Origin of the sequence: Mycetocola lacteus (assembly GCF_003667575.1) — a bacterium.
GTDB classification, from domain to species: Bacteria; Actinomycetota; Actinomycetes; order Actinomycetales; family Microbacteriaceae; genus Mycetocola; species Mycetocola lacteus.
On the sequence record NZ_RCUY01000001.1, the window covers coordinates 238,321 to 264,987 of the forward strand.

At 65.6% G+C, this 26,667-nt stretch carries 27 protein-coding genes; 11 read left to right on the top strand and 16 right to left on the bottom strand.

Features of this window, described 5'->3' with window-relative positions:
• The first annotated feature begins 107 nt into the window (after window positions 1–107).
• On the top strand, window positions 108–1,571 hold the full coding sequence (locus tag D9V34_RS01085; RefSeq protein ID WP_121687106.1) for a DNA recombination protein RmuC: 1,464 nt from the start codon (window positions 108–110) through the stop codon (window positions 1,569–1,571).
• 82 nt (window positions 1,572–1,653) lie between these two features.
• On the opposite strand, the gene glpX is transcribed toward D9V34_RS01085, so the two are convergent.
• Both glpX and D9V34_RS01095 read right to left on the bottom strand, forming a co-directional pair.
• Window positions 1,654–2,640: a class II fructose-bisphosphatase gene (gene glpX, locus D9V34_RS01090; protein ID WP_030148460.1), complete on the bottom strand. Its 987-nt coding sequence runs from the start codon at window positions 2,638–2,640 to the stop codon at window positions 1,654–1,656.
• A gap of 125 nt (window positions 2,641–2,765) precedes the next feature.
• Window positions 2,766–3,785: a fructose-bisphosphatase class II gene (locus D9V34_RS01095; protein ID WP_121687107.1), complete on the bottom strand. Its 1,020-nt coding sequence runs from the start codon at window positions 3,783–3,785 to the stop codon at window positions 2,766–2,768.
• 185 nt (window positions 3,786–3,970) lie between these two features.
• On the opposite strand from D9V34_RS01095, the gene fbaA reads away from it, so the two are divergent.
• On the top strand, window positions 3,971–4,999 hold the full coding sequence (gene fbaA, locus D9V34_RS01100; RefSeq protein ID WP_121687108.1) for a class II fructose-bisphosphate aldolase: 1,029 nt from the start codon (window positions 3,971–3,973) through the stop codon (window positions 4,997–4,999).
• A 63-nt stretch (window positions 5,000–5,062) separates the two neighbouring features.
• On the opposite strand, the gene D9V34_RS01105 is transcribed toward fbaA, so the two are convergent.
• Window positions 5,063–6,265 carry a DUF6264 family protein gene (locus D9V34_RS01105; RefSeq protein WP_121687109.1) on the bottom strand — a complete coding sequence of 401 codons (1,203 nt, stop codon included), beginning with the start codon at window positions 6,263–6,265 and terminating at the stop codon, window positions 5,063–5,065.
• Window positions 6,266–6,294: 29 nt separating this feature from the next.
• Window positions 6,295–7,329, bottom strand: a complete 1,035-nt coding sequence (locus tag D9V34_RS01110) for a 4-hydroxy-3-methylbut-2-enyl diphosphate reductase (RefSeq protein ID WP_121687110.1) — start codon at window positions 7,327–7,329, stop codon at window positions 6,295–6,297.
• Between the two features lie 77 nt (window positions 7,330–7,406).
• Here D9V34_RS01110 and xseA point away from each other — a divergent pair, with 77 nt between their 5' ends.
• From xseA to D9V34_RS01135, 5 genes are all read left to right on the top strand, one after another.
• A complete protein-coding gene (xseA, locus tag D9V34_RS01115) occupies window positions 7,407–8,633 on the top strand; it encodes an exodeoxyribonuclease VII large subunit (RefSeq protein ID WP_121687111.1) in 1,227 nt (408 codons plus the stop codon).
• A 107-nt stretch (window positions 8,634–8,740) separates the two neighbouring features.
• Entirely contained in the window at window positions 8,741–9,001 is a 261-nt protein-coding gene (locus tag D9V34_RS01120; RefSeq protein WP_121687112.1) for an exodeoxyribonuclease VII small subunit, read from the top strand.
• A gap of 2 nt (window positions 9,002–9,003) precedes the next feature.
• Entirely contained in the window at window positions 9,004–9,657 is a 654-nt protein-coding gene (locus tag D9V34_RS01125) for a DUF4245 domain-containing protein (protein ID WP_121687113.1), read from the top strand.
• Window positions 9,657–10,328, top strand: coding sequence for a carbonic anhydrase (locus D9V34_RS01130; RefSeq protein WP_030148453.1), 672 nt, complete (start codon window positions 9,657–9,659; stop codon window positions 10,326–10,328). The genes D9V34_RS01125 and D9V34_RS01130 overlap by 1 nt, the downstream gene beginning before the upstream one ends.
• Before the next feature lie 29 nt (window positions 10,329–10,357).
• Window positions 10,358–11,761: a class II fumarate hydratase gene (locus tag D9V34_RS01135; protein WP_121687114.1), complete on the top strand. Its 1,404-nt coding sequence runs from the start codon at window positions 10,358–10,360 to the stop codon at window positions 11,759–11,761.
• A gap of 92 nt (window positions 11,762–11,853) precedes the next feature.
• Here D9V34_RS01135 and D9V34_RS01140 read toward each other — a convergent pair whose 3' ends face one another.
• From D9V34_RS01140 to D9V34_RS01150, 3 genes are all read right to left on the bottom strand, one after another.
• Window positions 11,854–12,657: a hypothetical protein gene (locus tag D9V34_RS01140; protein ID WP_121687115.1), complete on the bottom strand. Its 804-nt coding sequence runs from the start codon at window positions 12,655–12,657 to the stop codon at window positions 11,854–11,856.
• A gap of 98 nt (window positions 12,658–12,755) precedes the next feature.
• Window positions 12,756–13,427, bottom strand: coding sequence for an SIMPL domain-containing protein (locus D9V34_RS01145; protein ID WP_121687116.1), 672 nt, complete (start codon window positions 13,425–13,427; stop codon window positions 12,756–12,758).
• Window positions 13,428–13,517: 90 nt separating this feature from the next.
• Window positions 13,518–14,306, bottom strand: a complete 789-nt coding sequence (locus tag D9V34_RS01150) for an isoprenyl transferase (RefSeq protein ID WP_281272266.1) — start codon at window positions 14,304–14,306, stop codon at window positions 13,518–13,520.
• A 59-nt stretch (window positions 14,307–14,365) separates the two neighbouring features.
• Between D9V34_RS01150 and trhA the strand changes: the two genes are divergently transcribed.
• A complete protein-coding gene (trhA, locus tag D9V34_RS01155) occupies window positions 14,366–15,124 on the top strand; it encodes a PAQR family membrane homeostasis protein TrhA (protein ID WP_121687118.1) in 759 nt (252 codons plus the stop codon).
• A 23-nt stretch (window positions 15,125–15,147) separates the two neighbouring features.
• On the opposite strand, the gene D9V34_RS01160 is transcribed toward trhA, so the two are convergent.
• From D9V34_RS01160 to D9V34_RS01175, 4 genes are all read right to left on the bottom strand, one after another.
• Window positions 15,148–16,422: an MFS transporter gene (locus D9V34_RS01160; protein ID WP_245991804.1), complete on the bottom strand. Its 1,275-nt coding sequence runs from the start codon at window positions 16,420–16,422 to the stop codon at window positions 15,148–15,150.
• A gap of 91 nt (window positions 16,423–16,513) precedes the next feature.
• Window positions 16,514–17,452, bottom strand: a complete 939-nt coding sequence (locus D9V34_RS01165; protein ID WP_121687119.1) for an anti-sigma factor domain-containing protein — start codon at window positions 17,450–17,452, stop codon at window positions 16,514–16,516.
• Window positions 17,449–18,084 carry an ECF RNA polymerase sigma factor SigK gene (gene sigK, locus D9V34_RS01170; RefSeq protein WP_081863893.1) on the bottom strand — a complete coding sequence of 212 codons (636 nt, stop codon included), beginning with the start codon at window positions 18,082–18,084 and terminating at the stop codon, window positions 17,449–17,451. Before sigK ends, D9V34_RS01165 begins: the two co-directional genes overlap by 4 nt.
• A gap of 169 nt (window positions 18,085–18,253) precedes the next feature.
• A complete protein-coding gene (locus D9V34_RS01175) occupies window positions 18,254–19,978 on the bottom strand; it encodes a cytochrome c biogenesis protein DipZ (RefSeq protein WP_121687120.1) in 1,725 nt (574 codons plus the stop codon).
• A gap of 225 nt (window positions 19,979–20,203) precedes the next feature.
• Between D9V34_RS01175 and D9V34_RS01180 the strand changes: the two genes are divergently transcribed.
• A complete protein-coding gene (locus D9V34_RS01180) occupies window positions 20,204–20,863 on the top strand; it encodes a fasciclin domain-containing protein (RefSeq protein WP_121687308.1) in 660 nt (219 codons plus the stop codon).
• 56 nt (window positions 20,864–20,919) lie between these two features.
• Here the strand turns inward: D9V34_RS01180 and D9V34_RS01185 are convergent, their stop codons facing one another.
• Together D9V34_RS01185 and mca are read right to left on the bottom strand one after the other, a co-directional pair.
• On the bottom strand, window positions 20,920–21,222 hold the full coding sequence (locus D9V34_RS01185; RefSeq protein WP_183091789.1) for a hypothetical protein: 303 nt from the start codon (window positions 21,220–21,222) through the stop codon (window positions 20,920–20,922).
• A complete protein-coding gene (mca, locus tag D9V34_RS01190) occupies window positions 21,219–22,085 on the bottom strand; it encodes a mycothiol conjugate amidase Mca (RefSeq protein ID WP_183091790.1) in 867 nt (288 codons plus the stop codon). Before mca ends, D9V34_RS01185 begins: the two co-directional genes overlap by 4 nt.
• A gap of 115 nt (window positions 22,086–22,200) precedes the next feature.
• Here mca and D9V34_RS01195 point away from each other — a divergent pair, with 115 nt between their 5' ends.
• Together D9V34_RS01195 and greA are read left to right on the top strand one after the other, a co-directional pair.
• Entirely contained in the window at window positions 22,201–22,638 is a 438-nt protein-coding gene (locus D9V34_RS01195; RefSeq protein ID WP_051701606.1) for a DUF4307 domain-containing protein, read from the top strand.
• Between the two features lie 136 nt (window positions 22,639–22,774).
• A complete protein-coding gene (gene greA / locus D9V34_RS01200) occupies window positions 22,775–23,266 on the top strand; it encodes a transcription elongation factor GreA (RefSeq protein ID WP_121687121.1) in 492 nt (163 codons plus the stop codon).
• A gap of 93 nt (window positions 23,267–23,359) precedes the next feature.
• Here the strand turns inward: greA and ilvA are convergent, their stop codons facing one another.
• From ilvA to D9V34_RS01215, 3 genes are all read right to left on the bottom strand, one after another.
• Window positions 23,360–24,607, bottom strand: a complete 1,248-nt coding sequence (gene ilvA, locus D9V34_RS01205) for a threonine ammonia-lyase (protein WP_121687122.1) — start codon at window positions 24,605–24,607, stop codon at window positions 23,360–23,362.
• Window positions 24,608–24,658: 51 nt separating this feature from the next.
• Window positions 24,659–25,981 (bottom strand): AI-2E family transporter, encoded by a 1,323-nt coding sequence (locus tag D9V34_RS01210; protein WP_121687123.1) that lies wholly within the window; start codon window positions 25,979–25,981, stop codon window positions 24,659–24,661.
• A gap of 137 nt (window positions 25,982–26,118) precedes the next feature.
• Entirely contained in the window at window positions 26,119–26,628 is a 510-nt protein-coding gene (locus tag D9V34_RS01215) for a hypothetical protein (RefSeq protein WP_147441579.1), read from the bottom strand.
• Between the last annotated feature and the right edge of the window lie 39 nt (window positions 26,629–26,667).

A 26,667-nucleotide genomic window follows, 5' to 3' on the forward strand; every position in this document is an offset into this window, starting at 1 on the left:
GCCGGGAGTCGTGTCGGATTTCCTCCACAGGCGGCGTCCGCGACTCAGTTATCCCCAGTTACTCCATCTCCGCCGAGCCTGTCGGCGGTGTCGGGCACACTTGGGGTATGGACTCACTACTCCCACTCATCATCGGCCTCATGCTGGGCCTCGTGCTCGGCGCGGTCCTTGGCGGCGTGTTCGGCGGGCTGACCGCACAGCGCCGTGCAAGCTCGGCACTGCGCGCGGCGGAGGTTCGTGCCGATGCTGCCCGCGCCGAAGTTGAGGTTTTGACGGCGCAGCATTCCGCCGAGTTGATGTCCCAGGGTGCACGAGAATCCGAAATCCGCGGCACGCTGCGCGCCGAGCTGGCCGCTCTCGAGGCGACCACGGCAGAGCTACGTGATCAGATCGACGCCCAGCGTCGGTATGCCGCCGACCAGGAGCGACGTCGTGAGGAAGAGGCCACGAATCGGCGAGCACGAGAGTCTCAGGATGCACGCGTTCTCGAGGCGCTGGCTCCCGTGGCCGAAACTCTGCGCACGATGCAGACGGCCGTCTCGGCGATCGAGAACCAGCGAAGCCTCCAACACGGAGAACTCAGCGCCCAGCTCCGAGCAGCCACGGAGGCTGAGGAGCGGCTGCGCGCCACCACGGACACCCTGGCTGGTGCGCTGCGGTCGAATAACGTTCGCGGCGTCTGGGGTGAGACCCAGCTGCGCAATGTGGTGGAAGCTGCGGGGCTGATCGAACGGGTGGACTTCAGCGTGCAGTCTTCGGTGTCCACCGACGCGGGAGCCGGTCGCCCCGACATGGTGGTGCACCTGCCCGGGGGCAAGAACATCGCCGTGGATGCGAAGGTGCCCTTCAACGCGTACCTGGAAGCCAGCGCGATTCCCGCCACCGCGACCGGTGCAGAGGCCGCCCGTCGCGATTCGCTTCTGCGTGATCATGTGAAGGCCGTGCGCGAACATGTGACCGCGCTGGGCAATAAGACCTACTGGGAGGGCCTGCCCGCCTCCCCCGAGCTGGTCATTGCGTTCATCCCCAGCGAGTCCCTGGTGTCCTCGGCCCTGGAAGCCGACCGCACCCTGCTCGACTTCGCGTTCTCCAAGCGGGTCGCGCTGGCATCCCCGGTGACCCTCTGGTCCGTGCTGAAAACCGTCGCGTTTAGCTGGCAGCAGGATGTGCTCACCAAGGAGGCCACCGAACTCTTCGACCTGAGCCGAGAACTCCACTCGCGTCTGGCCACCACCGCGACACGACTGCAGAAGCTGGGGCGCTCGATCGAACGCTCGGTGAAGGACTACAACGTGGTGATCGGATCCCTCGAACACCAGGTGCTGCCCAGCGCCCGCAAGCTCGGCCGCATCGACAAAACCAAGATCATCGCCGACCTCACCCCGATAGAAGAGCCCCTGCGCGAGATCACCGATGTCGACCTGGTTGCCGGCCTTGAAGAGAGCCGCTCCCACGCTTCCCCAGCCTCCCCCACCTCCCCTGTCACCCCGGCCTCCTCCACTTCCCCCGCCTCCCTCACCCCGGATGAAACCGAAGCGGAACAGAATCAGGAGGAAAACTCTCAGGCCTAAACGGGCAGCAAAAAGCGGGCGCACCGCCATTGGTACGCCCGCAGCTCAGGACCCGCGTATGGGCGGGTTGAGGATCAGCGGTTTAGCGCCACTTCTCCACCAGGTGGTCGGCCACGATCCGGCGGATCGTTCCCGACTTCGACCGCAACACGATGCTCTCCGTGCGGATGATCGGGCCGCGGTGCTGAACACCCGCGACCAGACCGCCGTCGGTCACACCGGTTGCCACAAAGAACGTGTTGTCGCTACGCACCAGCTCGTCCGCACCGTAGACATAGTCCATCTTCAGACCGGCCTCGATACCGCGCTGACGCTCGGCGTCGTCGCGGGGGTGCAGACGGCCCTGGATGTGGCCACCCAGCGCCTTGATCGCACACGCAGTCACAATGCCCTCGGGGCTTCCGCCGGTACCCAGGCACATGTCGATTCGGGTGCCATAGCGGGCGGCGTTGATACCACCGGCCACGTCACCATCCAGCATCAGACGGGTACCCGCACCGGCGGCGCGGATCTCCTCGATCAGACCCTCATGACGCGGACGGTCGAGCACCGCGACGGTGATGTCCGAAACCGGAACCTTCTTCGCCTGGGCCAGCGCCTGAATGTTCTCGGCCACCGACTGACGAATGTCCACCACACCGATACCCTCGGGACCGGTCACAATCTTGTCCATGTAAAACACGGTCGAGGCATCCAGCATCGAACCACGGTCAGCCACCGCGATGACCGACAGGGCGTTCTGGCGGCCCGCGGCGGTCAGGCTGGTTCCATCGATTGGATCCACGGCGATGTCCACCGCCGGGCCCTGTCCGTTGCCCACGCGTTCGCCATTGAACAGCATCGGGGCCTCGTCCTTCTCGCCCTCACCGATCACCACGGTGCCATCAAAGTTGACGGTGCCGAGGAACGCGCGCATCGCATCCACCGCGGCACCGTCGGCACCCAGCTTGTCGCCGCGACCGATATACGGTTCGGCACGAATCGCCGCAGCCTCCGTTGCCCTCACCAGCTCCAGTGCAAGATTTCGTCCGGGCTGCAAATACAGGGACTCGGTGGTGGGCTGACTCATGAAAAACGCTCCTCAACATCTGGGCAAGGCGAACCGTTCCACACTAACCCCGCGCCCACAAACACGCCGCGGCGTGTGGGCCAATCCTGCTGTTAAAAAGCTGTGTTCTTAACGAATCGAACGTTTTACGCGGGAATTTCGGTTCCAGACCACGACCAGATTCGTGCATCCTGACCACGGCCCTCGGCCGCCCGCAGCGGCGAACCGGGCACAATCAGGCACTCGGTAACCGCGCTCACCAGAATCGCCGCCCGTCCCCCACACAGCCGGTCCAGACTCAGTAACTCATCCAGGTTGATGCCCGCGGCCTCGATCCGGGTACGCTCCGACCGCGACTGCGGCGCGAACCGAGCCTGCATCGAACCTCCCAGCGCACGCACCGCGGCGGCAACCACCAGTCCCTCGGGGGCTCCGCCGATCCCGGCAACCATGTCCAGATCCGCATCCGGCTGCAACACCCGCAGCGATCGCTCGACCTCACCGTGCTCAAAGAAATCGCAGCGCACCCCGGCCTCGCGGGCGATCCGCATCAGCTCGGCGTTACGCGGGCGATCCTGAATCGCCACGTGCAGCTCCTCTACCGGGACACCGCGGTGGGCGGCGACGTCGGCGAGGGTCTGCTCAAATGGCGCATCCAGACTCACTTCGGGCGCACGCGCGCCCGCCACAATCTTCGACAGGTAGTAGGCCGGACCGATGTTCGCAAACGAGCCGGGCTCGGCAACACCCAGCACCACCATCGCGCCGGGCTCGCCGGCCGCCGCCAGACGGGTCCCGTCCACCGGATCCACGGCGATCTCCACCGCCAAGCCCCCGGTTCCAAAGGTTTCCCCGGCCGCGAGCATCGGGGCCTCGTCCTTCTCGCCCTCACCGGCAATGACCACGCCGGAGAGCGCGAGCGTGTCCAGCTCGGCGCGCAGCGCGTGCACGGCGGCCCCGTCCACGGCAATCGGGTCGCCAGATCCCACATGATCCGCGGCCGCGGTCGCCGCCGCAACGGTTGCCAACCGCAACCCGCGCAGGGCCTCGGCACCGGGCCATCCCACGGGCTTCGCGGGCTTCGGCTTGGCCGAACGCGGTGCCGGAGAACCGGCGGGACGGAAGAAGGCGGACCCCGGGCGCGGCCCGGTCGAAGAGTCACTCATACCCTCAATTGTGCCCGACGATTGGAGCGATCCGCACGGACGTGCACCCAACGAGCCCCGGTGCCGGTCCGCATCCGACACCACATCCGGCACTCCAGACGTTTCCGCACGATTTACCGAGACATCCGTGAAGCCCGGTCGGTAGACTCGAAGTGTTCCCTGCAGACATTCCTTAAGGAGAAGTAATGCCTATCGCAACCCCCGAGCAGTACGCACGGATGCTTGACAACGCCAAGGAGAACGCATTCGCTTTCCCGGCGTTCAACGTGTCGTCATCGCAGACCATTCACGCAGTGCTTCAGGGACTCACCGAGGCTGGCTCCGACGGCATCATCCAGGTCACCACCGGTGGTGCCGACTACTTCGCCGGCCACACCGTGAAGAACCGTGCCTCCGGCGCCCTCGCCTTCGCCAAGTTTGTGCACGCGATCGCCGACAACTACCCGATCACCGTGGCCCTGCACACCGACCACTGCCCCAAGAACGCACTGGACGACTTTGTGTACCCGCTGATCGCCGCCTCCGAAGAAGAGGTCAAGGCCGGTCGCAACCCGATCTTCCAGTCCCACATGTGGGACGGCTCGGCCGTGCCGCTGGGTGAGAACCTGGAGATCGCCAAGGAGATCATCAAGAAGACCAAGAACATCAACGCCATCCTCGAGGTAGAGATCGGTGTTGTGGGTGGCGAGGAGGACGGTGTCAGCCACGACATCAACGAGCACCTGTACACCACCCTCGAAGACGCCATCCAGACCGTCGAGGCGCTGGGCCTGGGCGAACAGGGCCGCTACATGGCCGCGCTGACCTTCGGCAACGTGCACGGTGTGTACAAGCCGGGTAACGTGCAGCTGCAGCCGGGTCTGCTCAAGGAAATCCAGGAGGGCCTGGCTGCCAAGTACGGTACCGCCGCCAAGCCGCTGGACCTCGTCTTCCACGGTGGATCGGGTTCAACCGACGCCGAGATCAGCGAGGCCGTCGCCAACGGTGTCATCAAGATGAACATCGACACCGACACCCAGTACGCGTTCAGCCGCGCCATCGCCGACAACGTACTGCGCAACTACGACAGCTTCCTCAAGGTTGACGGTGAGGTCGGAAACAAGAAGGTCTACGACCCCCGCGCCTGGGGCAAGATCGCCGAAACCGCCATGGCCGCCCGCGTCATCGAGTCGACCCGTCAGCTCGGTTCGCACGGTAAGTCGCTGACCATCTAGGTTCGCCCCACACAAAACCCCGGTGATGTTCTCCATCACCGGGGTTTTTATGTGTCAAAATCGCTACGGCTGGAACCGCCGCACATACTCCTGGAAGGCCGGATCGTTACCCATGACCGGGGCCAGGATCATGCTCATCACCAGGAGGGCGACCACGGCCCCGAGCAGCGGAATCCACCACGAGGACTTACCCGCCCGGATCCGGCGCATCGTCCACCAGGCCGACAGGCACCACACGGCGATCATGATCGCCGCCATCACCCATCCCGATACGTTGATCGACTGCCCCAGCGAGTCACCCGAGATGCCGAGCTCCTTGAAGTACTCAACAAACGCCTCGCGCAGGTTGAGCAGCGCGGGGACGCTGGTCAGAATCGAGAATGCACCAAACGCCAGCAGGATCAGCGAGATGAAACGGTCCGGCGGGGCCTGTACGGGCAGCCCGTCGTTGGCGCGACCGGCGGCGGGGCGCTTGGGCGCTCCACCCGACGGCGCGCCCGCACGGTTCACACCATTACCGGCCTGCGAACCGGCTCGTGCATCCGCCGGGGTCGAGGTCTGGGTGGCCGGCCGGTTTCCCACGGTCACGCCGCTGAAGGATCCCGCGGCGTAGCGGGGAATACCGTCGGCGGGGGCGGCGGGTGTCGAGGATGCCTGCGCATACACTGGGGCGTCCGTGGTGCGCTCACCGTACTCGGGCGGCGGCAGCTGGGACGCAGTCACACGCTCGCCATACTCGGGCGGCGGTAGCTGGGATGCGGCCACTCGCTCGCCATATTCGGGCGGCGGTAGCTGTGAGGCAGCCACACGCTCGCCTGCGGCGGGGGCAGCCGAGGGTGAGGCGGGGGCCTGCTGCGGCGCATCCGCCGGATCCACTCGCTCGCCGTACGTGGGGCGACGCGGCTCGGCACGCGTGGGCGAACCGTCTGCGGCGGCGGACTCGGGATGCTCGGAGCCTGCCGGGGCCGCACCCTCGGCCACCCGTTCGCCATAACGCGGCGCGGAGGATGCGGGGGCGGTGGGCACTGCGGGTGCCGACACCGACGAAACCGAATCGGATGCGTTCGGCGCAGAGACGGATTCCGGATCCGCAGGCGCGCTCGCAGCCGCGTCACCATCCCCCTCCTCAACCCGCTCGCCAAAGGACGGACGGCGTGGGGGCTGATCGACGGCGGGGACCGACGCCTTCTCGGCGTCGGGCCCGTTCATCTGATCGCGTTGCTCCTCGGGAGTCGCGAATTCACCAAAACGGGGTTGCGGGGTCATCGTTGCCTCTCGAACAGCTCAAATGGAATTTAGGAGGAGCGACGGCCACCCAGGGCGCGCTCGTCACGGTTGCCTTCGAGGTCCTTGCGGAGCTCCTTGGGCAGGGAGAACATGAGGTCTTCCTCGGCGGTCTTGACCTCCTGGACGTCACCGTATCCGGCGCCGGCAAGGTCCCGCAGGACCTCATCCACCAGGACCTCGGGCACCGAGGCACCACTGGTCACGCCCACGGTCTGCACACCATCCAGCCACTCCTGCTTGATTTCGCTCGCATAATCGACCCGGTAGGCGGCCTTTGCGCCATATTCCAGGGCAACCTCGACCAGGCGAACCGAGTTGGAGGAGTTGGCCGAACCGACCACGATCACCAGGTCCGCACCGACGGCGACCTTCTTGATCGCCACCTGCCGGTTCTGGGTCGCGTAGCAAATGTCGTCCGAGGGCGGGTTCTTCAGGTTCGGGAAGCGCTCGCGCAGCAGGCGCACGGTCTCCATGGTCTCGTCCACGCTGAGGGTGGTCTGCGAGAGCCACACCACATTGTCGGGGTCCTTGACGGTGATCTTGTCCACATCTTCCGGCCCGTTCACGATGGTGGTGCGCTCGGGGGCGTGCCCGGCGGTACCCTCAACCTCTTCGTGTCCCTCGTGGCCGATCAGCAGGATCTCCTGATCCGCGCGCGCGAACCGGACGGCCTCGCGGTGCACCTTGGTGACCAGCGGGCAGGTCGCGTCGATGGCCTGCAGCTGACGGTCGGCCGCCGCATTCACCACGGCCGGGGAAACGCCATGCGCGGAAAACACGATGTGCGAACCCTCGGGAACCTCGTCCACCTCGTCCACAAAGATGGCTCCCTGAGCCTCAAGCTCGGAGACCACGTGGACGTTGTGCACGATCTGTTTACGCACGTAGACGGGCGCACCGTAGAGGTTCAGCGCCTTCTCAACCGCAATAACGGCGCGGTCAACACCGGCGCAGTAGCCGCGCGGGGCGGCCAGCAGCACACGTTTGGGTCCGGCGACCGGGTTATCCTGGAGTCGGCTTGAAGCACCGGGGATCCTCGGCATCGGCAGGCTAATCGTCGTGTTACTCACGTCACCAATTGTAAGCCGAGTCGCTGGACTCCGAGTGAGAGGATTGCCGGATGGCCGTTTCTATGCCCGCACAGCCCGCTACTGCGGAGGATCCGTGGCCGATTGCGCTCTTGGGGAACAAGATTCGCGACTACATCGACCGGCTCGGCACGGTGTGGGTTGAGGGCGAGATTACCCAGTGGGGACAGTCCGGCGGCAACGTCTATGGCAAGCTCAAGGATCTGAACGCCGACGCGACCATTTCCTTCACCATCTGGTCCTCGGTGCGAGTGAAGCTGCCCGAGAATCTCAAGCAGGGTGACCGGGTGGTTGCGCTGATCAAGGCCAACTTCTGGGTCAAGGGTGGCAGCCTGACGATGCAGGTGATGCAGATGCGCCATGTGGGCCTGGGTGATCTGCTTGAACGACTCGAACGCCTGCGTGCGAGCCTCACCGCCGAGGGTTTGTTCGCTCCCGACCGCAAGAAGCGACTGCCCTTCCTCCCGAACGTGATCGGACTGGTCACCGGCAAGGACTCCGACGCCGAGAAGGACGTGCTGCGCAATGCCCAGCTGCGTTGGCCGGCCGTGCAGTTCCGGGTGCGTCACGCCGCGGTTCAGGGCGATCGCACCGTCGGCGAGGTGGTTGCGGCGATCGAGGCGCTGGATGCCGACCCCGAGGTGGACGTGATCATCGTCGCCCGCGGTGGTGGCGACTTCCAGAATCTCCTGGGATTCAGCGACGAGCGTGTGGTGCGGGCGGCCGCGGCCGCGACCACTCCGATCGTCTCGGCGATCGGGCACGAGGCCGACCGTCCGCTGCTTGATGATGTTGCCGACCTCCGAGCCTCCACCCCCACCGATGCGGCCAAGCGGGTGGTGCCCGATGTGGGCGAGGAGCTTGCCGGGGTCGCCGAGGCGCGTTCGCGGCTGACCGGCCGCCTGGTGCACCAGATCAACACCGAGATTTCCCGGCTGGAGCAGATCCGAACCCGCCCGGCGCTGGCCGACGGGGCGTGGATCGTGACCTCCCGCAGTGAGGAGGTCACCCGCTATGTGGCGCGCGGTGCCGAGATGATCGATCGCCGAATCGAGCGCGCGGAGTCGGGACTGGCCGAGCTCACCGCGAGACTGCGCACCCTGTCCCCGCAGCAAACCCTGCGCCGCGGATACGCGATCGTGCAGACCCCGGACGGATCCGCACTGCGCGAGACCACCCAGGCACCCACCGGTACCGATCTGCGGATCACCCTCGCCGAGGGTGTGCTGCACGCAACCGCGACAGAAACCGAGCGTTAGCCCGCCGGTGTCTCGGCGGGAGGACCCGCATGATTGCGGGAGAGTTCACCCGTTTCCCGCCCCACCCGGGGAACGGGAGGTCGGTGCGGACGCGATAGGATGGCGGCATGTCTTCCAACCCCGAAATCGACGCCCTGAGCTATGAAGAGGCCCGTGACGAGCTGGTTCGGGTGGTGTCTGAACTCGAACAGGGTTCGGCAACACTCGAGCACTCGCTTGAGCTGTGGGAGCGCGGTGAGGCGCTGGCCGCCCGCTGCGAGCAGTGGCTGATCGGGGCCAAGGCCCGGCTGGATGCGGCCCGTGCCGCCTCGACCGCGAACGCCGATCACACCGGCGAGGTATCCGCTTCCGGCGAGGAGATCTTCTAACCGTGGCAAAAAAGAAGTCCACCGAGCCGCGGGTTGTTGCCGAGCTGGGTCGCCCGGAAACGCCCGAGGAGACGGCCGAGCGCAAAGCCACTCAGTCGCGCAACTATCGGATGCGTAAGACCGTCAACAACCTGGTTTACTCGCTGCTGGCCACCGTCGCGCTGGTCGCGGTCATGGTGATCATCGTGCCGCGCAGCGATAAGCCCACCGATCGCTCGGTGGATTACACCGTGGTGGCCGGGCAGGTACAGGAGTCTCAGGAGGCCCACCTGGCCAGCCCGAAGCTCCCCAAAACCTGGAGCGCGAACTATGCCGAGGTGCGCTCGAAGACCTCGGTGAAGTCGTGGGAGATTGGTTTTCTCACGCCGGATCAGAAGTTCATCGGGATGGCTCAGGGCCTGAACGCGAACGACTCCTGGACCTCCCTGATGTTGAAGAACTCGGTGCCCACGGGCACCACCACGATCGATGGGGTCCAGTGGACCGTATACGACAACCGTGATTCACGGGATGACAAGATTGGAAACGTGCACTATGGCCTGGCTACCCAGGCTGGAAGCTCGTACTTTGTTCTGTTCGGGTCCGCCTCGAACGAGGAGTTCACCACCCTCGCGACCGCGCTGACTCCGGACATCGAGAAGGAGGCAAACCGCTAATGTCCACCATGACTCCGGGCCAGGCTTGGGCCGAAATGGTCGCCGGTAACGAACGCTTTGTGAGCGGTGAGCCGCTGCACCCCCGACAGGATGTGGAGCGCCGTCACCAGCTGGCAAGTGTGCAGACCCCCGATGCCGCACTGTTTGGCTGCTCGGACTCGCGTCTGTCCGCCGAGATTATTTTTGATAAGGGTCTGGGCGACCTGTTTGTGGTGCGTAACGCCGGGCAGGTCATCTCCGATTCGGTGCTGGGATCGCTGGAATACGCGGTGGGTGTGCTGAAGGTTCCGCTGATCGTGGTTCTCGGACACGACGCCTGTGGTGCGGTCCAGGCGGCGATTTCCTCCTGTGCCCCCGACGCCGAAACGCTGCCGCCGAACATTGCCGGTCTGATCCGCCAGATTGTGCCCTCGGTGGTCAAGGTCGCGGGAGTATCGGGAACCGAGATCTCTCACGCGGACCCGGCCGAGGTGGGAAAGAGTCATCTGCGCAGCACGGTGGCCGAGCTCTTGACTCGTTCTGAGATGATTAATCGTGCGGTCGCCGAGGGAACCCTCGCGGTCGTCGGTGCCAACTACCGTCTGACGGAGGGCACAGCGGTTCCCGATGTGACATTGGGTAACCTGGATCCCACGGGTGCCACAAGCACCAAAACCCCGAACGCAGAGTAGCGTTCACACCTCGAGGAGAGCAGAACACCGTGTCTGAAAACGCATCCGCCGAATACCGCATCGAGCACGACACCATGGGTGAGGTTCGTGTGCCGATCTCCGCCCTGTATGGGGCGCAGACTCAGCGCGCGGTAGAGAACTTCCCGATTTCGGGCTCGCGTTTGGAAGCCGCCCAGGTGGTGGCCCTCGCCCGAATCAAGAAGGCTGCCGCCTCCGCGAATGCGTCGCTGGGTGTGCTGGATGGCAAGATTGCCGCGGCAATCGAGGACGCTGCCGATCAGATTATCGCCGGCCAGCACGCCGACCAGTTCCCGATCGATGTATACCAGACCGGCTCGGGAACCTCCTCGAACATGAACATGAACGAGGTGCTGGCGACCCTGGCTACTCGCTCGCTGGGCTCCGCCGTTCACCCGAACGACCACGTGAACTGCTCGCAGTCCTCCAACGATGTCTTCCCGACCTCGGTGCACGTGGCCGTGACCGGTGCCCTGATCGAGCAGCTGGTGCCGGCCCTCGAGCACCTGGCCGTGTCGCTGGAGAAGAAGGCCGAGCTGTGGAAGGACGCGGTCAAGCCCGGTCGCACCCACCTCATGGACGCCACCCCGGTCACCCTGGGTCAGGAGTTTGGTGGGTACGCCCGTCAGATCCGCCTGGGAATCGAGCGGGTTCAGTCGGCTCTGCCGCGCGTGGCCGAGGTGCCCCTCGGTGGCACCGCGGTCGGCACCGGCATCAACACCCCGCTGGGCTTCCCGCAGGAGGTTATCCGTCGCCTCGCCGCCGACTCGGGTCTGCCGATCACCGAGGCCCTGGATCACTTCGAGGCCCAGGCCAACCGCGACGGTCTGGTGGATGCCTCGGGTGCGCTGCGCACCATCGCCGTGAGCCTCACCAAGATCTGTAACGACCTGCGCTGGATGGGTTCGGGCCCGAACACCGGCCTGGGCGAGCTGCACATCCCCGACCTACAGCCCGGCTCCTCGATCATGCCGGGTAAGGTCAACCCGGTGATCCCCGAGGCCGTGCTGATGGTGTGCTCGCGCGTCATCGGTAACGATGCCTCGATCGCGATCAGCGGCGCGTCCGGCAGCTTCGAGCTGAACGTTCAGATTCCGATCATGGGTACCGCCCTTCTGGAGTCGATTCGACTGCTGTCCAACGCCTCGACGGTGCTGGCCGATAAGGCCGTGGATGGTCTCCAGGCCAACGTGGAGCGCGCCGCAGCCCTGGCGGGTATGTCGCCCTCGATCGTGACGCCGCTGAACAAGATCATCGGTTACGAGGCCGCCGCCAAGATCGCGAAGCACGCGGTCGCCGCGGGCATCACCGTCCGTGAAGCCGTTGTGGCCCTCGGGTTCGTGGAGCGCGGAGAGGTCACCGAGGAGCAGCTGGATGCCGCCCTCGACCTGCTCTCAATGACCCACGCCGGCTAACCTCTCGCAGTAGCAGCCACTGCCGCCTCGGGCGGGCACCGTGTGCCCACCCGAGGCGGCTTTTATTGTGCGCCGGCCTCCCGCGCGCTGGCCTACATCGGAAGCCCCGTAACAACCAGGATCAGCAGGGTGCCCCATAGCCCGCCCAGTAACACCGGACCGAGCGGAATCGTGCGGGTGAGAATCCCGCCGGAAGGTGTGTCCGGGTGCTCGGGAGCGATCGGGGGTGATGCCCCTCGCCTCCTTCGAATCCGTTTCAGTGCGTGGTGGCAGGAGGTGACGATCGTGGCGAGGCCGCACAGCAGCGCAAACAGGCTCAGTGCGCCCACGGGGTCGGCGGTCAGGGCCAGCAGGGCCAGACACACCGCCGCGAGCTTGCCATCGCCTCCTCCCCAAAACCCGACGGCAGCCAGAGTGAGCGAAACGATCGCGAGAATGAGAGCGGGGATCAACTTTGCGAAGGCCTCCACCGGGCCGTCTCGCGCCGAGGCTGCGACAACACCCACGGGCCCCACGACGTTGGGCTCACGGCCGACGGACCCAACGATGCTGGGTCCAAGATCATTGGGCCCAAGACCGCCGGAAGCCACGGAGACGGCGTCGAAAATCACTCCCCCGACCAGCAGGAGTGCTGCCGGCACAATCAGCCGGTTGGGGAGCCTGCGCTCGCGCATATCGAGCCGGATCAGTCCGGGGGTAGTCAGCAGCAGCCAGAGTAGACAGGGCCACAGCATGACGGGAATCGGACCGGAGCCTGCGGTAACGAGGCTGGCCGCGGGCACGATGGGTTCGGCGATGGTCAGGGGAAAGGGCACGTCAAAGGGGCCCGGATGCGGTGGCACAAAGGGGACCGGGAAGTGGGCACTGGCGAGGCGTGGGGTCGATGTGGTGAGCATGACCCCACGCTATGCTCGGGCGGACAGCTCAAGGCTCGCGGGGTGGAAACGGTGGATAACCGGATCAGAGCGGAAGGTTGTGGAGGAAGGGTTTTGTTCTAGGCGCGGAAGTCCGCGGTGATTTCCGCCGACACCACAAACGGGCGCGGAGTCAGATCAAACCCGTTGTCGCCGCCGGCCATATCGGCCGAGGCCATCGCAAAGGAGCGGCCCTTGGGACGGAAGCCTCCGTCGGAGGCACCACCAGCAGGACGCAGCCCCGATTCGTACAGGGACTCGAGGACGGGCGTTCCCGCGCCGGCCGCACGCGCATAGACGGCCGCGCGAGCGATTGCGTCGGCCACCGCGGCCGCACGCACCTCGGCGATCCGGTCCGCGCGATCCGCCTCGGCAATGTCCCAGTCCACCCCGCTCACCCGCACCAGGGGTTCGGCGGCCAGCCGGGTAACCCAGTCTGTCAGCGCGGCGAAATCTTGAAAGCGCAGGGTGAGACCCGCGCTGGCCTTTTGAATATCCGCACCACGCTGCCCATCGGGTCCCCAGAACGGGCTGGTTCCCACCGCCACCGACTGTGCGTGCCACCGGGTCGTCGCGCCCTGGTCGGCCAGCTGCTGTGCGGCCACCGTGAGCTCGGCATGGAGCCGGGATGCGCGCGCCACGACATCCGTGCGCTCGGCCCCCTCAACCTCGATGGTGGCGCTGACCTCGGCACGCGAGGGCGGGTATTCCCGCTGTGCGAAACCGCCCACAACCACGCTGATTCCCGACATTCTGTCTCCTCCCAAGCGTTTGCGGCAACCGTTATGCCGTGCTCGGAGACTACTATGCCGGAGGCGAATAACGCCAGGTACTCCCGGACGTTATCCGCCGTATCGGCGCTGGCGGCGTGAGAAGTCTCGGACGGCACGGAGGAAGTCGACCTCGCGCAGGTCCGGGCCCAGCGCCTCCACAAAATAGAATTCGCTGTGTGCACTCTGCCACAGCATGAAGTCGCTGAGCCGCTGCTCCCCCGAGGTGCGAATCACCAGGTCGGGATCCGGCTGACCGCCGGTGTAGAGGTGGGCACCGATCAGGTCGGGGGTGAGGAGCTCGGCAAGACCGCTGATGGTTCCGCCGTTGCTGCCCTCATAGTCCCGCACAATGGTGCGCATGGCCTCGACGATCTCGGAGCGTCCCCCGTAGCCCACCGCGAGGTTGATGTGCAGCCCGGAGCGGTCCTTGGTTGCCTCTTCGGCATCGTGCAGGGCCGTGCGCAGCGATTCGGGGAGACCGGCGGTCGCACCAACGTGCTGAACGCGCCAGTCTCGATAGCCGGCGAGGTCGCGGGCAAGGTCGGCAATGATCACGATCAGATCGCGCAGTTCCTCCGAGGAACGCTGGGTGAGGTTATCCGCCGAGAGCAGATACAGGGTGACGGTGCGGATTCCCAGATCGTCGCACCACTCGAGAAATTCCTGCATCTTGGCGGCACCCGCGCGGTGTCCGTGCGCCACGGTCTCGAGCCCGAGCTGCTTCGCCCAGCGTCGGTTTCCATCAATAATCATGGCCACGTGGTGCGGAAGCGTCTCGGGAGCCAGGTTTCGACGCAGCATCTTTTGATAGAGCGCGTAGAGGAGGCCACGTCCGGGTCGAGGTTCGCTATTCGTCACAGACCTACGGTAGTCCACATTTCCGTTCAGACGTATATTGGCTGGCGTAGTCTGGGAGTATGCCAGCAGATCGTGACCTTTCAGCGTCCGCCAACTCCTCGGAGAGCGGGGGCGTGTCCGGGGATGATGAACGCCACGGTCTTCCTCTGATCGAGGCGGCGGATGTGCTTCCCGAGGAGGTCAAGCCCACCTGGCGTGGATGGATTCACGCGGGCACCTTCCCGGTGACCATCGCCGCGGGTATCGTGCTCATCGTGCTGGCCGACGGACCGGTAGCGAAGTGGGCGTCGGCGGTGTTCATGCTCACCTCGATGCTGCTGTTTGGCAACTCGGCGCTGTACCACCGCATCAACTGGAAGCCGCGCACGAAGATGATCTTCAAGCGCATCGACCACGCCAACATCTTCCTTCTGATCGCCGGCACCTACACCCCCATCGCGCTGCTGGCGCTGCCGAATCCGCAGGGGATGATTCTGCTCATCTCGGTGTGGTCGGCCGCGCTGCTCGGGATCGCCTTCCGCGTCTTCTGGATCGGTGCCCCGCGCTGGCTCTACGTCTTCCTCTACCTGGCTTTGGGCTGGGCGGCGGTGATGTATCTGGGTGACATCATCCAGGCAAACCTCGCCAGCATGGTGCTGGTGGTCGTGGGGGGCCTGCTCTACTCGGTGGGAGCGGTGGCGTATGCACTCAAACGCCCTAACCCGTTCCCCGGACACTTCGGTTTCCACGAAATCTTCCACGTGTGCACGGTGCTGGCCTTCCTCTGCCACTGGACCGGAATCCTGCTCCTCGCCCTGCACCCGATTAGCGGGGCGTAGGGGGCCGGCTCACAGGTTCCGGATCACGAGTCTGAGCTCACGGGCTGTTCCCCACCGGCTGAGCCACGGGGCTCCGGTTCATGTGCCGTTTCGGCCTCCCGACCGGGCAGGATGGGCAGCGCGATGATGGGCGCGAGCGCGAGCAGGGCAAACGCGCCACTGTAGCCGATCACCGTGATCAGCGCGCCCACGGCCGGACCCACCAGGGCGGTCGCCGCGAACTGGCCGGAGTTTTGGATGCCCAGGGCTCGTCCGGCCCAGCGGCTTCCGGAGATTTCGGCGACCGCGGTAAACGCCAGGCCGTTGTCGGCCACGGCGATGCAGCTGGCCAGGACATAGGTGATCGCGACCGCCCAGGGCCAGTGCACGGCACCGGCCGCCGCGGTGAGCAGCAGGGTGGCCACGCCGATCAGGGCGATCCAGCGCAGCGGCTGGAGCCGACTGCCCACCCGGTCCGAGAGCACACCCACCGCGATTCGACCGAAGGCGCCGAGCAGCTGAGCGATGGCGACCAGGGCACCGGCGGCCAGGGCGCTCCATCCCTGATCCACGATCAGCCACACCAGACCGAAGGTACTCAGGGCCGTCTGCGGAACCACCAGGAGGGCCGAGACCGCGTGGATGCGGGCCAGGGTGCCCGAACGGCGATACGGGTTGGTCTGCGCCGCGGTAGTACCCGGCGTTAGCGGATGACGGGGCGGGTCCACGATGACGATGGCGCAGGCGATTGCCGCGATCAAGACCAGCACCGCACACAGGATGAGCGCGGGGGCGAGTGACCCACCCGCGATCAGCGCGGGAATGGCCAGCGCGGCAGCGGCGATGCCCAGCGGCTGACAGGTTTGCCGGATCCCCATCGCGAGTCCGCGACGGTTGGCCGGGAACCAGCCGACCACGACGCGTCCGCTGGCGACGTTCACCGAGCCCGTGCCCGCCCCGGCGATGCCGAGGAGTACCCCGAGAATCCAGAGTGATCCGGTCGAGGTGCCCGAGACGAATAGTGCACCGAGCACCGCGAGGGTTGTGAGCAGAAGCCCGGCTACCAGGACTCCGCGTTCCCCGCGACGGTCGGCGATCCAACCCCAGAGCACCAGGGTGAGGACCAGTCCAACGTTGGGTGCCGCGGCGAGCGCCCCGGCCTCGGCGAGACTCAATCCGCGCTGGGTATGCAGGAACGGGATGAAGAAGGCGGGGGCTGCGGCGACCACCGTCCCGGCCGCCTGGGCATACACTCCGACACCCAGCATGAGCCAGGGACGAGCGGTACGAGGGGCACGGGGCGGGGAGGCAACAGTCACCCTCCTACGCTAGACCCGTTTGCAACGACGCCCCGACACTCACGAACGCATGTGCGTGAGCGCCGGGGCATCCAGTGCGCGACCACCGGGGCTAGCTGGTGCTGGTACCCACCACCAGAATCGGATCGGTCGTGGGCGCCTTTGAGCCGCCCTTGGGCTCGACTGTCATGCCGACGCTGTCTCCCGGTTTGAGTGTGCCATCCAACAGGGTCCAGGTGACTCCCGAGTCTCCGGGTGTGAAGGTCCCGGCGGCGCGGGCACCCGAACCATCGATCAGCCAGAGTTCCAGGACCCGGTCCTTGCCCAGCTCGGGCAGATCGCTGGTCGCAATCGCGGCCCGGGCATGATCGGGTGACCACACCACGGTTGCGGTGCCGCCGCCGGTAACCGGCGTCGAGGAGCGCTGCAGATCGGCCGAGGCCAGCAGCGAGGTGAGCGTGTGATCGCTGGCCTCGGGGGCGACCGTGGGGGCAAACACGCTGCGGCCGAGGCCCACACCGGCGACAACCAGCAGCACCGCGGCGAGCACACCGGTCAGCAGCCGAACCCCTCGCAACCTGGACCCGCGGGCCCGGGTCACCGGGGTGGACTCGACGGTGCGGGTCGACGGGACCACGGGGGCCACCGAATCGGCCGGCGCGGATGATGCGGACCCTGATACTGCGGTGTCGGCCGAGGACTCAGCCGCAGCCGCAGCCGCAGCCGGCGAAGCTACCACAGAAGCCACCGTCGGGGTTCCGCTCGGCACCGCCGAACCAACGGTTGCCTCGGTGCCCTGCGCTCCCTGCTGCGGCAGCGTCTGGATCGCATCCAGAATGCTTCCGCGCAGCGCGGCGGAGGGCACCGCGGGAGCCACCAGTGCGGCCAGCCCATCGGTCACGGAATCGAATGAGGCCACCTCGGCGGCAAAGGCCGGGTCACTATTCAGGAGTGCCTGGGCGACACGAGTTTCCTCGGCGTCCAGCGCGTCCAGCGCAAAGCCGGCCGCGAGGCTTTCGCGCTCCTCGGGGGTCATGTTTGTGGTGGTCATGCTGTCACCTCCTCGCCTAAAATCTGTCGTAATTTGATCATGCCATCGCGAATTCGTGTTTTCACGGTTCCCAGGGGGATCTTCAGCCGCTCGGCGATCTCCGTCTGGGTGAAGCCCTCGTAGTAGGCGAGCAGTACCGCCTCGCGCTGCGGCGGGCTCAGGTGCCCAAGGGCTCGTTCGACCCGCGTGTGCTCGACCCGGGTTTCCACGGTCTCGGCCACCTCGTCCACCGGAATCGGGAGGTCGCGGATGCCGATGCGTTCATCCCGGTTGCGTCCGGCCTGGGAGGCGCGAACCCGATCGATCGCCCGGCGATGCGCCAGGGTCATCAGCCAGCCGCTCACGCTGCCCCGTTCGGGATCAAACGTGGATGCGCGCTGCCACACCTCCAGGAACACCTCCTGCGTCACCTCCTCCGCCTGGGCGTGATCCACGAGCACGTGCCGCACTAGGCCCAGCACCCGGGACACGAAGAGATCGTAGAGGGAGGCGAATGCTTCCCGATCTCCACCCTGCACCCGGAGCAGGAAGCCGCGCGCCCTGACCGCAATATCTGTGGAATCCGGGAGGGATTCCCGGTCTGTGGAGGAACGCAGCGACGCGGGGTCGGCGGCCGAATGTTCGAGGGACATGTCGCTAGTCTCCCAAACATCGGCCCGTTCCGGGGAGACACGCGATCGAATCGGTGTCACATTTCCCATTCCGGGGCGAGACCCCGCCGCCGGGGGCGGGGTCTGCGCGGGAACGGTATCGCTCGAATGTGGCTCCGAGCCGAGCGTCCGAAAGGGCGGGGAGTTCGGGCTATCCAAACGTAAACGAGTACGCATCGACTCCCGCTCCCACCGTGACTTTGAGCTCTCCGGTATCGGATTTCTTCGAGGAGAAGATCTCATAGGATCCCGGAGGCCCGGATACCGGAATGGTTTTTGTCCCGTTCTTATCGGTCACCGTGACCGTGCCCGATCCGCCCAGCACCATCCGGATCTGCTGCGCCGTATAGGCCAGCTTGATCGATCCCTCGGTACTGGAGATGCCCTGGCTGGTCAGGGTCCAGGACCCATCCAGCGCAAACGTGTCCTTGGCAAGCTTCTCGGGGAAGGCGAAGGTCGAGGTCCCGATCGAGTACGGTTCGGTTCCGCCGAAGTTCACCATCTTGGTGGGGCTCAGGTAGGTCTCCGGGGTGGTCGAACCGGCCTTCGGGGTGTCGTCGGCCGTCTCGGTCATCGCCGGGAGCTTCACGTCGGGAGTGGTCTGAGTCAGCAGTTCGCGGATCAGCTTCTCGGTGGTCGCATAGCCGCCCTCACCAAACTGAATCTGGCGTACGGTACCCGATGCGTCGATCAGGTAGTGGGCCGGCCAGTAGCGGTTGCGGTACGCGGTCCAGGTGGAGAGCTGGTTGTCCAGGGCCACCGGGTAGGTGATCCCCTGCTCCTTGATCGCCGCCGCCACATTCTCCGGCACCTTCTCGAACGCATACTCCGGGGAGTGCACGCCGATCACCGTGAGTCCGGCATCCTGATACGCCTTAGCCCAGGCACTCACGTGCGGGACCGAACGCAGGCAGTTGATGCAGGAGTAGGCCCAGAAGTCCACCAGTACCACCTTGCCGCGCAGATCGCTCAGCGCAATCGGCTTGTCATCGGCGGTGTTGAACCACTGATCGATCCCGCGCAGCGCCGGGGCCGGGCCACAGCTCTGCAGCACATCGGAACCGTTTGAGCACTTGGACAGGTCCTTGTTTTCGTCGGTCACCAGACCGCCGAGGTCCAGGGACTTGACCTGCTCGGAGTTGTTGAATCCGTCCTGCAGCCCCGCGGTGTAGTCGGGGATCAGGCGCTGCAGGGCCTGGGGCACGTTGAAGACCAGGCCGATGGCCAGCGCGATCATCAGCACACCGCCGGTGATCCGGATGGCCTTCTGCCGGGTGCGGAACGCCTTGACCCGCTCGGCCACGCGGCGGCCGGCCAGGGCGAAGAAGAGCAGCGGGATCGAGGTACCGACCGCAAAGGATACGGTCAGAACCACCGTTTCCCAGCCGATTTTCCCGGTCGATCCCGCCACGGTGATGGCGGCGAGGATCGGCCCGGCACACGGAACATAGACGGCACCGAGCGCGAGGCCCAGTCCGAATCCGCGGCGCTTGGGGCTGATCGCTCGCTGCGGGAAGCGGGCGAAGGGACGCTCCAGCAGGTGCTGCAGCGGTTCGAAAATGAGGCCCAGCCCGATCAGGACCAGGACGATCAGTGCGGCCCAGCGCAGCACGTCCTGCGGGAGGCCGAGCAGGTTCAGGATCAGCGAGCCCAGCAGGGTAAAGATGCTGAAGCTCAGGACCAGTCCGGCCACCACCTGGTAGGGACGCCAGCGTGAGGCTTCCTTAACCGGGGCCGCTTCGCCCTCGGTTCCGTCGGGGTTCCGGGCGCTCTGCGCGCCGCCGGAGAAAAAGATGACCGGCAGTACCGGCAGGATGCACGGGGAGATCCCGGTGATGAGACCTCCCACCACCCCGATCAAAGCCAATGTGAGCATGTCACCCACCCCTTCTGTGCCCCGGGGATGGGGCAGCGTCTGGCAGTGGTTCGGCACCAACCCTCAAACGGATTGGATGTCCCAGTTTTCCGCGAGAATCCGGGTCTCAAAAAGTTTTTTGACTTTTTTCCCATCCGAATCTGGAGGGGCTCCGAACCCCTGACATCTCCCGCCGCTGACAGCACCGGGAGCCCCTCGCACCACATCAACCGTCAGGAGACGATCATGAAGACCCGTAACGCGCTTTTCACCGCGACCACTCTCGCAGCCCTGTCCCTGTTCGCGCTCACCGGCTGTTCCGCAGCCTCCTCGCCCTCGGCGAGCCCGAGCGCTTCCAACTCGGCGTCGAGTGAGAAGCCCTCCGCAACCACCAGCCCCGATGCCGCACTGACCAAGAACCTCGTGGGCCCCGGCTGCGCCGCCTACGCCAAGGCCGTCCCGGACGGTGCCGGTTCGATCGTGGGTATGGCTCAGGACCCGGTGGCCGTCGCCGCCTCGAACAACCCGCTGCTGAAGACCCTCGTGGCCGCCGTCTCGGGCAAGCTGAACCCCAACGTGAACCTGGTGGACACCCTGAACGGTTCCGAGTTCACCGTCTTCGCTCCGGTGGATGACGCGTTTGCCAAGATCGATCCGGCAACCATCGACACCCTGAAGACCAACTCCGATCTGCTGACCAAGATCCTCACCTACCACGTGGTTCCCGGCCAGATCCTCCCGGACCAGATCGCCGGCACCCACAAGACCGTTGAGGGTCAGGACCTGACCGTGACCGGTTCGGGTAACGACCTCAAGGTCGGCGACGCCTCGGTCATCTGCGGTGGCGTCAAGACCGCCAACGCCACCGTGTACCTGGTGGACTCGGTGCTGATGCCCCCGATGTAATACCCCACAACCACAAAAGCCCGGTGATGAAGATCACCGGGCTTTTGTGGTTATTACTAGTTCTTGGGTTCTTCCGGAGCGTCCGGGATGCTGCGGATCGCGCCAGCCCGCTTGGCTTCCTCGGCCGCATCCAGCTCGGCCTTCTCGGCCTCCAGACGCTCGACGATCTCGGCGCGGTAGTTGACCCGACGGACCCGACGAACCATGTCGAAGATCAGCAGGAACGCGACCAGGATGATGAGAATCACCACAACAAATCCGCCCACACCCGGGGTTACCAGGTTCTCGTCGGGGGTCGTGGGGCTGGGAACCGGCGAGGGGGTGGTCGCCAGGTTCACGATGATCGATGTCAGGCTCATGAGAGGTCCTCAATTCCGGCGAACAGGTCGCTTTCGGGGATGGTGGTGGGGACGACGCTGCGAGCAAGCTCGAAGTCCTCGTACGGCCACGCGCGACGCTGTAAATCATTATCCCAGAAGAAAAAGCCCGAGTCCGGCGGGACCTGGCAGGCGTGGGCGCGCAGGGCGGCATCGCGACGCTCGAAGAAGTCGCCCACCTCGACGTGGGTCGTGGCGCGATCGGGACGGTCGCTGATCCAGGCCATCCGCTCCTCCAGGGCCGCAAGCTCGTCGGGGTCCGGGGATCCCGCGCGCAGCTCGGCCAGGTTGGCGCGCACCCGGGCGGGGTTGAAGATCTGATCGTAGTAGAGCTTGGAGATCTGCCAGGCCGGGCCCGCTTCGGGATAGCGGGTGGGGTCGGCGGCGGCCTCGAAGGCGTACTCGGCGATCTGGTTGGTGCGGATGTGGTCCGGGTGCGGATACCCACCGTTTTCGTCATAGGTCGTGATCACGTGCGGACGATACTCGCGGATCAGGCGTACCAGCGGCTCGGCCGAGATCTCCAGCGGGATGGAGGCAAAGCTGCCCGGAGGCACCGTGCCGTCCTCGCTCGGCATCCCCGAGTCGTAGTAGCCCAGCCAGCGGTGCTGGATATCCAGGATCGAGGCGGCCTCGGCCATCTCCAGGCGGCGCAGACCCGGAAGATCGCGCTCCCCCAGCGCCTTGCGCTCGATGTACGGGTTCTGGATATCTCCGCGTTCGCCCCCGGTGCAGGAGACCACCATGACCTCGTACCCGCGATGGCGGTAGGAGGCGAGGGTTGCCGATCCCTTGCTGGACTCGTCGTCGGGGTGGGCGTGTACCGCCAGAAGTCGTGGTGCCACGGGTTGTTCTCTCCTCCGCTGAAATGGCCGGTTCGTCGGTCGGTGGATCACACACGGGTCCGGAAGCGACTAGCCTAGAATCAAGTGTACTAATGCTTTGAACGGGTGTGAGTTGATGAGTCTTCCCAGTGGCCAGGCCACCAGTGCTCCGGAGAGTGCTCTGGATCAGCGCTATGGACGTACCAAGCGCACCGGAAAGCGTGACCGCCGCATCCTGGTGATCGCCGCCGCCGCGTTTGCCGTGGTGCTCGGTGCCTGGGTGGTGTGGGGTGCGCTGGACGGCCCGAGCGCCTCACTGGAGTCCCGCGATACCGCACACATCGTGATCGACGAACACAACGTTCAGATCACCTTCCAGGTCACCGCCCCCGAGAACACCCGGGTCGAGTGTGCACTCCAGGCCCTGGATCCGCAGTTCACCGTGGTGGGCTGGAAGATCATCGAACTGGACCCGGCAACCGTGCCGGTTCGCCAGTTCACCCAGCACCTGAAGACGACCCAGCTGGCCACCACCGGCATCGTCAAGAACTGCTGGATTCCCGAAGCGTCATAATCGCCGCGTGTTCGCGCACACGGCTTGCGTTTAGTCTGGGGCTCCCCTAGGCTCAATCAAAACCCGCCATATCGCGGGTTGGTTCTTGGCGCCTCGACACTGTCGGGGCGCCCCTTTATGTATTGAGGAGTTCACGATGGCTGACGACACTCAGGTCTCGTTCCTGACCCAGGAAACCTTCGATCGGCTCGCCGCTGAGTTGGAAGCACTCTCCACCACCGGTCGTGAGGAAATTGCCAAGCGTATCGAGGCCGCCCGCGAAGAGGGCGACCTCAAGGAAAATGGCGGCTACCACGCCGCCAAGGACGAGCAGGGCAAGCAGGAGGCGCGCATTCGCACGCTGACCGCGATGCTGCGCGACGCCGTCGTGGGCGAAGCCCCGCAGTCCAACGGCGTGGTTGAGCCCGGCACCGTCATCTCGGCAATCATCGCCGGGGACGAGGAGCGCTTCCTGCTGGGAAGCCGCGAGATCGCCGCAAACTCGGAGCTCGACGTCTACAGCGAGTCCAGCCCGCTGGGTGCCGCGATCATCGGTCTAAAGATCGGTGAGAAGACCACGTATCAGGCGCCGAACGGCCGCGACATCTCGGTGGAAATCACCGGCGTAGACACCTACACCGGCGAATAAGATCACCGGGCCGCCGCGCCCCACGGCCGGTCGCCACGAGCAAAAGGCGGACATCCAGATCCTGGATGTCCGCCTTTTGCGTGCGTATGGTTCCTAGCGGCGCGCCTCGGCGTCGCCGATCCGCGGCTCATAGCCGGCCTCCCGCAGGGTGTCAAGCACCAGGTCACGGTGCTCGGAGCCACGGGTTTCGACGCTGATCTTGAGCTCAACCTGACCGATCTGCAGACCGCTACCGTGACGAGTGTGCAGCACCTCGATCACGTTGGCATTGGCATGGGCGATCAGCTCGGAGATCCGTGCCAGCTGACCGGGACGATCCGGCAGCGGGATGCTCAGCGTCAGGTAGCGGTCCGACGCCACCAGGCCGTGGCTGACCACGGTCTGCATCAGCATCGGGTCGATGTTTCCGCCGGAGAGGATCACCACTGTCGGACCGGTGGCGTGCACGTGCCCAGCGAGGATCGCCGCCACCCCCACGGCACCCGCGGGCTCCACCACGAGCTTGGCGCGCTCCAGAAGGACAACCAGGGCACGGGCGATGTCGTCCTCGGTGACCGTCACCACCTCGTCCACGAGTTCCTTGATGATCTCGAAGTTCAGCGCGCCCGGACGCGCGACGGCGATTCCGTCGGCGATGGTCGGGCTGGTCTTGATCGTGGTGACCTCGCCCGCCTCCAGCGACACCGGATACGGTGCCGAATTGGCAGCCTGCACGCCGATCACCCGAATCTCGCGTCCCTCGGCGGCCGCGCGGTGCTTGGCCGCGGCGGCGACACCGGAGATGAGGCCGCCCCCACCGATCGGCACGATGATGGTCTCGGCCTCGGGCACCTGGTCGAAGATTTCCAGGCCCAGGGTGCCCTGGCCGGCGATCACGTCGGCGTGGTCAAAGGGCGGGATGAAGATCGCACCGGTCTGCTCGGCATATTCGGCGGCGGCGCGCAGCAGTTCCTCGACGCTGTGGCCGTCCAGGCGCACCTGGGCACCGTAGTTGCGGGTGGCCTGGAGCTTGGGCAGCGGCACACCCTTGGGCATGAAGATCGTGGCCCCGATGCCGAGCTCGCGGGCGGCGAGGGCGACCCCCTGTGCGTGATTTCCGGCGGAGGCGGCGACCACACCGCGGGCACGCTCCTCCTCGGTCAGCGCCGAGATGCGGTTGTAGGCACCACGAATCTTGTACGATCCGGTGCGCTGCAGGTTTTCGCACTTCATGTGGACGGGAAACCCGAGGAGCTCGGCCAGGAAGCGCGAGGACTCCATCGGGGTGACCTCGGCGACGCGGCTGACAACCTCGCGGGCTGCCTCGAGTTCGGCCGGAGTGGGTCCGGGGATGGTGCTCATAACGTATTTCTCCCGGTGCGTAGACGCACCTAACTTCGTCAACAGGTTGGGTTAGCGTTCGCTGGGCTCATCCGAGCCCGGGGTCTTTTCCGTGGATGTATCGGCGGTTGCGGATCCATCGCTCGGGACGGTCGCGGCATCGTCTTCACCCTGCTCGCGATTCTCCGACTCGGAATTGGCCCCGTCGGTAATGGCGGGGTCATCGCCGTCGTCACCGCCGTCGGAGCGGTCCCCGGCGGGTGGTGTACGCCAGCGTCCCCCGGCGATATAGCGCGTCATCTCGTTGACCACTGCCGCCAGCGGAACGGCGAAGAGCGCACCGGGGATCCCGGCCACCAGCGCACCGGCGGTCACCACGAGGACCACGGCAAGCGGGTGCAGCTTGACGGCGTTACCCATCAGAATGGGCTGGAACACGTGTCCCTCAAGCTGCTGGATTCCCACAATGATGATGAGCATGCCCAGCGCCTGCCAGGGGCCGTTGTAAACCAGGGCGAGGAACACCGCGATGGTTCCGGTGAGAATCGCACCCACAAACGGGATGAACGCGCCGAGGAAAACCAGCACACCGATCGGGATTGCCATCGGCACCCCGAGGATGGCCGCACCGGCCGCGATTCCCACCGCGTCCATCGCCGCCACGAGCATCTGCGTCCGCGAGTAGTTGGCGAGTGCACGCCAGCCGTCCCGGCCGGCACCGTCGATGGCCGCGCGGGCGTTACGCGGCATCAGGCGGACTACCCAGCGCCAGATGCCGGGTCCGTCCAGGAGAAAGAAGAGGAGGGAGAAGATCGTCAGCAGGGCGCCGGCGGCCACATGGCCCACGGTGGATCCGACCGAGAGAGCCCCGGTCCAGATCGCCTTATTGTTCTCCTTGATGATGTTCCAAAGCTGGCCCAGATACTCGTTGATCTGGGTGTCATCAAGGTGGAGCGGGGAGACCTTGAGCCACTCGCGTAGCGACTGGTAGCCCTCAACCGCACGGTCCTTGACCTCGCCCGACTGCGCCGAGATCTGCGTGATCGCCAGGTAGAACAGGCCCACCACCACGGCTATCGTGACCAGCAGGGTGATGATCGTGGCCAGCACACGGGGCACATGCCATCGGCGCAGCAGATTCTGCAGCGGCATCACCAGCGAGGCGATCAGGATTGCGATCAGGATCGGAATCACGATCAGGCGCAGCTCAACAATGGCCAACACAGCCACCACGATGATCGCCACCAGGGCGAGTAGACGCCAGGACCAGGCACCGGCGATCCGAATCCCGCGAGGCAGCGATTCGGTCACACTCTCGCTCGGCGCGGGAGCGCTCGCGCGCGATACGCCATCCGGCTTTACCGCCGGCTTGCGGTTTTCTCCAAGGTTTGACACAGGATCAGTCTAAGACCGTACATATGCTGATCCCAGCACCTATCCCCCGGAATCGTGGAATTCATATTCCACGCTCAGACTCGCCGCGTTTTTCCGCGGTTTCGCCGAGGGCGGAGCGGACCTGCTCAGCGGCAAACCTAGTGTGTATCGGGAGCCGACTCCTGCTGCACAGCATCCCATCCCTGACCGGCTAGCGGCTCGACACCCAGCTCAACTCGGCGCTGGTTGATGAGCGTTCGCCCCTGAGCCACAATGTGTGCAGAGTGGCGGGCAAAATGCACGTTTGTCACGAAGGAACGAGTGCGGCCACCGCCCGTGACTGTTACGGTCGGAACCAGTCCATTCCACAGCACATCATTTCTGAACGCGGAGTATGTGTGCACGGTCCCGAATCGTTCCAGGGTCTCCAGCGGAAACACACTGACCCGAGTGAGACCAATCATGACCACGCTTCGCCGTGTGACATATACGCCAATCAGGGCGGCCGAGATGAGACCCATGCAGCACAGAACGAGAGCGATGATCCAGGTCACGTGCTGCGTAACTGGGTTCGAGGCGGGAGCGAACGCGGGGAACACCAGAACGACAACGCTCCACCCGAGCATCGCCAGTCGCCCCGATAGGCCGGCGTATTTGATTCGAGTCACGCGAACAGTATGCCGCATGAGTGGACCGCCATGTCTCTG